A 9,054-nucleotide genomic window follows, 5' to 3' on the forward strand; every position below is an offset into this window, starting at 1 on the left:
TGCGGCCCCACCAAAACCGACAATCGCCGAGGTGGAAATAAAGGTTGCTCCATAAGCCATGCCCATGACATAAGGATGAATATCTCCGCCTGCTACCATATAATCTTTAGAAGATTTTGTATGTTTATACCCTAGATAACCAAGGAATGAAACGGCCAATACGTAGATAGCCAAAATGGTATAAAAAACGCCCATTAAGTTATCCCCTCCTCAAATACATACTCTTCTTATTCTTTTTCCCAGTTGATTGCGCCATAGACAACACAAAGAAGGGCACTGCCGATGGATAAGAGATAAGCAGCTATTACTCCTGGGTCAGTTAACCCTAACATAAATACACCTCCTTTCAACAAACAATTCGGGAATTATGAATTGATACCGGGTAAGGGGAATCCCCTTCATATCTGAGACAGGGGATGCCGGAAGGTATCCCCTTATTTGTGATACAGATTATTATTCAAAGTAGATTTTAAAGTGGACATGATACATGCTGTTGCACAGAGTGAAGTTGTAGTTATTTCTGTAATTCCTGTTTCTTAAGCTTCTCATTCATTTGACAAGCAACACGGAACAAGTCTACACCCGTTAATCCTATTGAATCTAAAGTTTTATGATAAATATGAATAAGTTTTTGCAAAAGGTCTGTTTTTGATTTATCCTCCCGTAAACGCTTCATTTCAGCAGTCACTTCTTGTATCAGTTCCTGTGTTATAACGACTCCTGACTCCGTAAGTTCTTTTTCCATCCCTTGTAAACCATGTTCGATAATTTGGCCGCCAGAGTGTTTGCCGTAAACAAACGAGGTCTTTTGCCCCACTAATTCTGATGGAATAGCTTCATAAATACGCCGATCAATGAGTACCCCAGCAGTGTGTATGCCGCTTTCGTGCATAAAAACATGAGGTCCTATAATTGGACAATGAGCCTGAATTGGCATACAGGCGTATTTCTCGACCAGGCGGTACAAATCATGCAGCTTTTCATATTTAAAACCAGGAATCTCAATGCCATAAAGCAATTTTAAGGAAACCACCACTTCGTGAAGAGGCGCGTTTCCCGCCCGTTCGCCGTAGCCTGCTACCGTAGTGCAGAAAGCCTTCGCACCATACTTAATTGCTGTGATAGTATTGATTGTGCCAAAACCAAAGTCATTGTGGAAGTGTACCAGCAAAGGCACCTCAGGTATTGCCTGGACTATCTCTTCAGTATATTTAGCAGTTGCCTCCGGAGTCAAAACCCCTACAGTATCTGGCCAGGAAGGTCTAGTGCCACCTGCGGCAAGCCCACGACGAAACAGTTCAATGCAATAATCAACATCTGCTCGCGAACCATCTTCTCCACCGAACTCGATATGAGTTACTCCTTTGGACCTAGCGTAACGGATAGCTTCCTCCATCATCTTTAGATTAGCTTCTTTGTACCATTCGATTGGCCGGTCTTCATGTTCGTCGTCAGAAATGCCTTCCCTATGAAGAAGTGTTTTCCCTATTTTGTATTTATTGTGTAGATTGGACGCCGTCGTGAAGATAAAGAACGTTACTTCTTCCGGGGAAATATTGATCTCGTTAAGAACCTTGAGGGTTGCATCGATATCTCCCTTATGCGAACGGCACATAACCACGATTTCAAGGTCGGAGCGTAATTCGCCACGGCGCTTGGCTTCCATAATCAAACGCAGAGCCTGTTGTTCAGTAGCGGATACTCCGGGAAATCCCACGTCGATAATATGAACCCCAATATCGCTTAAAGCCTTAGTTATCTCAAGCTTTTGTTCAGGGGTATAGGCAACACCGGGCATTTGCTCGCCGTCACGAAGGGTGGAGTCGTAGATACGAAGTTCTCTAGGATCAGGAAATTTAATATCTTTCGTAAACTCCAACGGACTATGTAACAGTTGTTCAATAGGCTCACGCAACATATAAACCTACCCCCTCGCTAATATTTCGATGACAAAGTCACCGATTTGACTGGTAGAAAGTCCCGAATCTGCTCCCAAGGAAGGTACCTTGCCAGACATCAACAAATTTTGGAGGGCTTTGTCAATCTTGACAGAAGCTTCTTTTTCCCCAATATAGTCCAAAAGCATACCCATAGCAGCGATAGCCGCCATCGGATTAGCCACATTAAGACCGGCATATTTTGGAGCAGAACCATGGATAGGTTCAAACATGGAAACCTTTCCCGGATGGATATTACCTGAAGCAGCTATGCCGAGTCCGCCTTGGATCATCGCTCCAATATCCGTGATAATATCACCGAACAAATTACTGGTAACACCCACATCAAACCATTCAGGATTCTTAATCATCCACATACAGGCAGCATCAATATAGGCGTGTTCTCTTTCGATATCAGGGTACTCTTCGCCAACTTCTTCAAAGGTTCGAGTCCAAAGATCCATGGCACGAATCGCATTCGCCTTATCGATTAAGGTTACCTTTTTCTTTTTATTGCGTTTTCTGGCTAGTTCAAAAGCATAACGGATGGCGCGTTCACAGCCTTTACGGGTGAACACCATTTCGGCGATGGCGACTTCATCTGGAGTGCCCTTTTTAAAGATTCCACCTAAGTTAGTATAAAGATCTTCGGTATTCTCACGTACAATAACCATATCAATATCCTCAGGCTTTTTGCCTTTAAGAGGACAAAATTGCTCTGCGTACAGCTTTATCGGACGCAGATTGACATAAAGATCTAATCCGAAACGCATTCCCATGATGATGGGGCGCTCAATAAATCCCGGTTCTACTCGTGGATCCCCTAGGGCTCCGAGGAAAAGTGCATCCATGGTTTTGTATTCAGTTAAAATTGATTCCGGCATGGTCTCACCGGTTTTAAGATAATGATCTGTACAATAAGGATAATGGGTTAATTCATAAGAAAATCCATATTGTCGAGCTACAACTTCCAAAACTTTAAGTCCTTCGGCGACAACCTCTGGGCCGACTCCGTCGCCACCAATTACTCCAAATCGATAGTTGCGTTTATCTTTGTTCATTTTCAAGTTCCCCCTAATTGTTCACCGGCATAGGCCACAAGCCCTCCGGCATCCATAATCTTTTGCATAAAGGCGGGAAATGGAGCTGCTTGGAATGTTACTCCTGTTGTTATATTGGTTACTTTTCCAGTCCCGGGGTCTATGCTGATTCGTTGCCCCTTTTCAAAATCTTTCGCGACATCGAGGATTTCAAAAATAGGTAGTCCAATATTTATACAATTTCTGTAGAAGATCCGAGCAAATGTTGGGGCTACCACGGCTGCCACTCCGGCTGCTTTTAAGGTCAGTGGCGCAACTTCTCGGGAAGAACCACAACCGAAATTATTATCTGCTACAATCACATCTCCGGGTTTAAAGGTTTTGACAAAATTTGGATCTAAATCCTCTAACACATACTTTGCTAATTCTGCTGGATCCGATATATTACAATAACGGCCTGCTATGATTAGATCAGTATCAATATCCCGACCTAACTTCCAGACTCCTCCTTCAATCATCGTCGTTCCCCCTCCTTACATAACGATTATTATAATTGACCTGGGTCTGCCAATTTGCCCCTTAAGGCTGTCGCCGCCGCTACAGCTGGGCTGGCTAAGTATATCTCGCTCGTGACATGACCCATACGTCCGACAAAGTTACGATTGGTTGTAGATACACAACGCTCCCCATCAGCCAGAATCCCCATATGCCCTCCTACACAGGGTCCACATGTTGGGGTGGAAACGACACACTCTGCTTGAATAAAGGTCTCCAATAATCCTTCCTTCATGGCATCTAAATAAACTTTTTGGGTACCTGGGATGATGATGCAGCGTACTCGAGGATGGATCTTCTTCCCTTTTAGAAGTCCGGCAGCAATGCGCAAGTCTTCAATCCGTCCGTTGGTACAGGAGCCGATCACCACTTGGTTGATCGTAACATCACCAACCTGAGAGATCGGTTTAGTGTTCGAAGGTAAATGTGGGAAAGCAACTTGGGGCTCAATGTCGTCCATATCATAAACGATTGTTTGAGCATACTCAGCATCCGGATCACTCGTATAAACCGTATAGGGTTGGTTGGTGGCCGCTTTGACATAGGCTTCAGTTTTAGCATCGACAGCAAAGACACCGTTTTTGGCTCCTGCTTCAATCACCATATTAGCCATGGTTAAACGTTCTGCTATACTGAGTTCCGCTATGCCCTCTCCACAGAACTCTATAGCACTATAGATAGCACCATCGACGCCTAAGCGCCCAATCATGTAGAGAATCATATCTTTACCAGAGACCCAAGGTTTTTTCTTCCCTTTAAATTCGATCCTTATCGTTGGCGGAACCTTCAGCCAAACTTCTCCTAAGGCCCAAGCTACAGCGATATCCGTTGATCCTACTCCGGTAGCGACCATACCTAACGCTCCATAGGTACAAGTATGGGAATCTCCACCGATGACCAATTGACCCGGACGAACCAAGCCTTGTTCAGGGAGTAAAACATGTTCTATTCCCATACGGCCTACTTCGTAATACAAGGTGTTATGTTCCAGAGCAAACTCGCGGACCTTTTTGGCAACTTTAGCGGATTGAATATCCTTATTGGGGGTAAAGTGATCTGGGATGATCACAATTTTATGAGGATCAAAGACGTTTTTGGCTCCTTTAATTTTGCTAAATTCTTCGATGGCCACGATAGCTGATAGTTCATTGGCCAGAACTAAGTCCACTTTGGCGTTGATGATCTGTCCGGGATGTACTTCGCTTAATCCAGCGTGAGCGGCTAGAATTTTTTCTGTCATAGTCATTGCCATTATGAGCTTCACCTCTTTTGATTTTACATTTCCTTGTTTTTGTATTGCTTTAGTGATTGAGTTCCCTAAGATCTACTACACGTTTAGCTTTACCTTCACTACGTTGCAGAGTCTTGGGAGCAACAACTTTAATTCGGGCATTGATGCCCAGTACATGGTGTAATTCAGCACCCAAGAGTTCTTGCATTTTTTCCAAAGCCTCATCGCCTTGCGCGTGAAATTTTTCTGTACATTCCACTAAGACTTCAAGATCATCCATATAGCTGGCTCCGCGGTCCACAACAATAACATATTGGGGTTCAAGACCCTTAAGGGTTAAGATCACACTTTCGATTTGAGAAGGGAACACGTTGACTCCTCTAATAATCAACATATCATCAGTACGTCCGGTAATACGTTTCATTCGAGCTGTCGTTCGTCCGCAAGAACAGATTCCGGTATCGATGAACGTTCGATCTCTGGTTCTATAGCGCAGGACTGGGAAGGCTTCTTTCGTAAGGGAGGTAAGTACCATTTCTCCTAAGCTCCCTAGTGGCAGAGACTCTCCTGTATCAGGATCGACCGTTTCTACTAAGAAATGGTCCTCTGAAATGTGCAATCCATCATGATAGGGGCATTCAGAGGATACTCCAGGGCCCATCATTTCGGTTAGTCCATAAATATCGAAAGCTTCAAGGTTGAGTTTTTCTTCGATTTCGCGTTTCATTTCCAAAGTCCAGGGTTCGGCTCCAAAAAAGCCAACTCTGAGCTTAAGATCCCGCATAGAGTCAACACCCATCTCTTTGGCTTGTTCGGCAAGCACTAAGGCATAAGATGGAGTAGACATTAGGACTGTTGCCCCAAAATCCTGCCAGAGCATAACTTGACGTTTGCTGAGTCCACCAGATACCGGAACGACAGCTGCTCCAACACGTTCAGCTCCATAGTGAAAACCGAGTCCACCAGTAAAGAGGCCATAGCCATAAGCATTGTGAACAATATCAGCCTGTGTTACTCCGGCTGCCGTATAAACGCGCGCCATCAGTTCAGACCAACTATTTATGTCGTTAACTGTATAGCCAACAACGATCGGTTTACCGGTAGTACCACTGGAAGCGTGCATGCGAATGATCCTATCGAGAGGTTCGGCAAACATTTTAAAGGGGTAATTATCGCGAAGATCGTTTTTGGTGGTAAAGGGTAATTTACCTAAATCCTTAAGGCTGTTAATGTCCTGGGGCTTGACTCCTAAAGCGTCCATTTTCTCTTTATAGAGCGGTACTTTAGTGTAGCAACGTTCGACTGTTTTTTGGAGTCTTTCAAGTTGTAACTCTTCCAATTCAGGCCGTGGCATTGTCTCATGTTCTTGGTCCCATATTAAGCATTGTTTAGCACCGAGCTCAGGTTTATTTACCCTCATTTCAGGAACCCTCCTACCTACTCTTAAGTACCTTAGTCTTCATGTGACTTAACAAGAATCGGCTTACTTCACTCCTTGCCCGGGCGCAGGCCTTAGTTACATTCGGCTCTGTCTACAGCTGCTTGAGCCTTTGCCTGGGCCATTTCTACCCCTACTTTAAAAGCCTGAAGGTTGATATCAACGAGTTTTGGCGGAATACGTTTCCGAATAACTCTTTCCCAAGCTTGCTGAGACAGGTCCAAGTAAGAAGAAAGGGCCCCCAGAATGATTAGACTACTGACTTTGGAATTGCCATGCGCTTTAGCCAGAGCCGTTGCCGGTATTTCTTCGATTTTAAAAGCCTTACTTTGCAGAAATTCGATGATTCCGGTTGGATAGGGTTGATATTCACCCATCTGTCCAGGCATAACTTCGATGTCATTAATCAGCATCAGACCGCCTGGTTTGAGATAATGTCCATAACGTACAGCCTCGAGCCTTTCAAAGGCTACTAAGATATCTCCGGTTCCGGTGCGAACAGTGGGTGAATAAACAAGGTCACCAAAGCGCAGATGACTGACCACGCTCCCTCCTCGTTGGGCTACCCCATGTACTTCGGTTTGTTTAACCTGGGCCTTTTCTTCAGCGGCGACTAAAGCGAGTACTTCACTGGCCAGAAGTACACCTTGCCCTCCGACGCCACAGAGGAGTACGTTCGTTACGTTTGACATTTTTATTCCCCCTTTAAGTAAATGGCGTCAAATTTACAGGCCTGAGCACATAAGGAACAGCCTGTGCAGGATACATCATCAATGGTTGCCTGTTCTCCAGGTAATACTGCCGGGCAACCGATACGTTGGCAAGCCCCGCATTGTGTACATATATCCTGGTCTATGACATAGGGTGTTTTGGGTCTGTGCTTTTCGCCACGAGAAAAGATGCAAGGTCTGTTCGTGATTACTACTGAAGGTCCTTCATTGGCTAGAGCCTCATTAATTGCTTGGAGCATGGCTTTTTGATCAAAGGGATCCGCCACCTGAACATGTTTAACCCCCAAAGCTTTAACGAGGTTAACTAAGTCTAATTTGGGAGCCTCTTTCCCTTGGAGCGTTTGTCCTGTCGCAGGGTGTTCTTGGTGACCCGTCATACCGGTTGTACTATTATCCAGAATGACAACGGTAGTGTTGCCACCGTTGTAAACAACATCAATTAGGGACGGGATCCCGCCATGAATGAAGGTTGCATCTCCAATGACTGCAGCAACTTTGTTGATTCCTCCAAGTTCGAAGCCAAAGGCGTTACCAACTGAGGTTCCCATGGCAAAGGAGGTATGCATTGCCCCTAAAGGTGGTAACGCTCCGAGTGTGTAACACCCAATATCCCCGGTGACAATGGCTCCAGATTTTTTAAGGGCGAGGTAGGCACCTCGGTGAGGACAACCTGCGCAAAGTTGCGGAGGACGGCTAATAATATTAAATTCTTTAGAGAAGTCGTTAACAGGTTGTTCGTCGAATAAGCATTTGGCTAAGACATCAGGGCTGAATTCTCCTGTTCGAGGGAAGATATCCTTGCCACTAAGGTTAGTGACTCCCCAAGCGCGAATTTGATCTTCGATGAAGGAGTCAAGTTCTTCGATAATGTAAACCTTGTCGTATCGAGCACAGAAATCAAGGATCGTTTGCTTTGGTAAGGGATAAGTTACAGCTAGTTTTAGTACGCTGGCCTCTGGGAGTATCTCTTTAGTATAGGTGTAAGAGGCCCCACTGGTAATGACACCAAGCTTGCCCTTCCCCTTCTCGATACGGTTGTACTGATAGGTTTCCACGTAATCAGAGATCGCTGCTAGCTTAGCATCAAGTTTGGCTTTAAGGGCTTTGGCGAAGATCGGAACGACCCAGCTAGGTACGTCTTTGACAAAGCTTTTGCCCTCCCCTACTTCATTACGTTCACCAAGGGTGACCATTCCTTTACTATGAGAGACCCGCATTGAAGTTCTAAAAAGAACAGGGGTAGAGAATTTCTCACTAAGTTCATAGGCTAGTTTGAGGTAGTCTTTTGCTTCTTGGGGATCACTAGGTTCGATCATGGGGATTTGTGCTAGTCTGGCAAAGTAACGATTATCCTGCTCATTTTGGGAGGAATACATCCCAGGGTCATCGGCAGAGATGACCACAAAGCCACCGACAGTACCGGCGAAAGGAAACACCATAAAAGAATCAGCGGCTACATTAAGTCCGACGTATTTCATGGAACATAGGGCCCGTTTGCCGGACATCGCTACTCCCATGGCCTCATCAAAGGCTACTTTTTCATTAGCTGCCCATTGTGCTTTAATTTCGCTGAATTGAGAGATGACTTCCAATATTTCAGTACTTGGTGTACCTGGATAACCTGAAGCGAAATAGACTCCTGCCTCATAAGCCCCTCGGGCGATGGCATTGTTGCCTGCCATGAGCATCCGTTGACCCGCTTCTTGCGTCATTTTTCTTTACCCTCCTCATTGGAACCCTAAATCAAATATTACCAGAATATATAAAATATTCAATTAATTAAACCGACAAGATTCTTTATCGATTTTAACTTTATAATCCAACTAGCTTAGTACGGATTCATTAGCTCAGACAAAAAATTGGATAAACACGTATTAATAGTTATTTTGCCTCAGCAACCCCAGAAGCAAAGGCTTTCTTATTTAATTCCAACAGCTTAGCTGGGATTCTTGCCACAAGGGCTTCTTGCCAGGCCTCCTCTGGGAAATCCATATACTTAGAGAGAACTCCCATTAACACAACATTCGTGGCTTTGGCATTACCCGCTTCAGTGGCTAATCTTAATCCATCCAACGGGATAAAACGTTCAATTCGCCCTTTAAGGTCGCCAAGGATACTCTCA

General features: G+C 44.8%; 9 protein-coding genes and 1 pseudogene. All 10 read right to left on the reverse strand.

Going from position 1 to position 9,054, the window contains the following annotated elements:
• Nucleotides 1-195, reverse strand: a pseudogene (locus tag UF75_RS23030) (sodium:solute symporter family protein); the annotation flags it as partial.
• A gap of 32 nt (nt 196-227) precedes the next feature.
• Nucleotides 228-332, reverse strand: coding sequence for a symporter small accessory protein (locus UF75_RS31160; RefSeq protein WP_348983096.1), 105 nt, complete (start codon nt 330-332; stop codon nt 228-230).
• Nucleotides 333-514: 182 nt separating this feature from the next.
• Nucleotides 515-1,918 (reverse strand): hypothetical protein, encoded by a 1,404-nt coding sequence (locus UF75_RS23035; RefSeq protein ID WP_052693555.1) that lies wholly within the window; start codon nt 1,916-1,918, stop codon nt 515-517.
• A 6-nt stretch (nt 1,919-1,924) separates the two neighbouring features.
• Nucleotides 1,925-2,998, reverse strand: a complete 1,074-nt coding sequence (locus tag UF75_RS23040) for a 3-isopropylmalate dehydrogenase (RefSeq protein ID WP_045576867.1) — start codon at nt 2,996-2,998, stop codon at nt 1,925-1,927.
• A 2-nt stretch (nt 2,999-3,000) separates the two neighbouring features.
• Nucleotides 3,001-3,495, reverse strand: coding sequence for a 3-isopropylmalate dehydratase (gene leuD / locus UF75_RS23045; protein ID WP_045576868.1), 495 nt, complete (start codon nt 3,493-3,495; stop codon nt 3,001-3,003).
• A 29-nt stretch (nt 3,496-3,524) separates the two neighbouring features.
• Nucleotides 3,525-4,784 carry a 3-isopropylmalate dehydratase large subunit gene (gene leuC, locus UF75_RS23050; RefSeq protein WP_045576869.1) on the reverse strand — a complete coding sequence of 420 codons (1,260 nt, stop codon included), beginning with the start codon at nt 4,782-4,784 and terminating at the stop codon, nt 3,525-3,527.
• A 49-nt stretch (nt 4,785-4,833) separates the two neighbouring features.
• Nucleotides 4,834-6,183, reverse strand: a complete 1,350-nt coding sequence (locus tag UF75_RS23055; RefSeq protein ID WP_045576870.1) for a phenylacetate--CoA ligase — start codon at nt 6,181-6,183, stop codon at nt 4,834-4,836.
• Nucleotides 6,184-6,275: 92 nt separating this feature from the next.
• Entirely contained in the window at nt 6,276-6,893 is a 618-nt protein-coding gene (locus UF75_RS23060) for an indolepyruvate oxidoreductase subunit beta (RefSeq protein WP_045576871.1), read from the reverse strand.
• Between the two features lie 2 nt (nt 6,894-6,895).
• Entirely contained in the window at nt 6,896-8,644 is a 1,749-nt protein-coding gene (gene iorA, locus UF75_RS23065; RefSeq protein ID WP_045576872.1) for an indolepyruvate ferredoxin oxidoreductase subunit alpha, read from the reverse strand.
• A gap of 169 nt (nt 8,645-8,813) precedes the next feature.
• On the reverse strand, nt 8,814-9,054 hold a 241-nt coding region (locus UF75_RS23070; protein WP_045576873.1), incomplete at its 5' end, for a 2-oxoacid:acceptor oxidoreductase family protein.

Origin of the sequence: Desulfosporosinus sp. I2 (assembly GCF_000960765.1) — a bacterium.
Lineage (GTDB): Bacteria > Bacillota > Desulfitobacteriia > Desulfitobacteriales > Desulfitobacteriaceae > Desulfosporosinus.

Excerpts from the sequence above, each read along its gene's own strand:
- UF75_RS23035 (WP_052693555.1), bottom strand. The coding sequence starts at position 1,918 with ATGTTGCGTGAGCCTATTGAACAACTGTTACATAGTCCGTTGGAGTTT.
- UF75_RS23055 (WP_045576870.1), bottom strand. The coding sequence starts at position 6,183 with ATGAGGGTAAATAAACCTGAGCTCGGTGCTAAACAATGCTTAATATGG.
- UF75_RS31160 (WP_348983096.1), bottom strand. The coding sequence starts at position 332 with ATGTTAGGGTTAACTGACCCAGGAGTAATAGCTGCTTATCTCTTATCC.
- UF75_RS23060 (WP_045576871.1), bottom strand. The coding sequence starts at position 6,893 with ATGTCAAACGTAACGAACGTACTCCTCTGTGGCGTCGGAGGGCAAGGT.
- leuD (WP_045576868.1), bottom strand. The coding sequence starts at position 3,495 with ATGATTGAAGGAGGAGTCTGGAAGTTAGGTCGGGATATTGATACTGAT.
- leuC (WP_045576869.1), bottom strand. The coding sequence starts at position 4,784 with ATGGCAATGACTATGACAGAAAAAATTCTAGCCGCTCACGCTGGATTA.
- UF75_RS23040 (WP_045576867.1), bottom strand. The coding sequence starts at position 2,998 with ATGAACAAAGATAAACGCAACTATCGATTTGGAGTAATTGGTGGCGAC.
- iorA (WP_045576872.1), bottom strand. The coding sequence starts at position 8,644 with ATGACGCAAGAAGCGGGTCAACGGATGCTCATGGCAGGCAACAATGCC.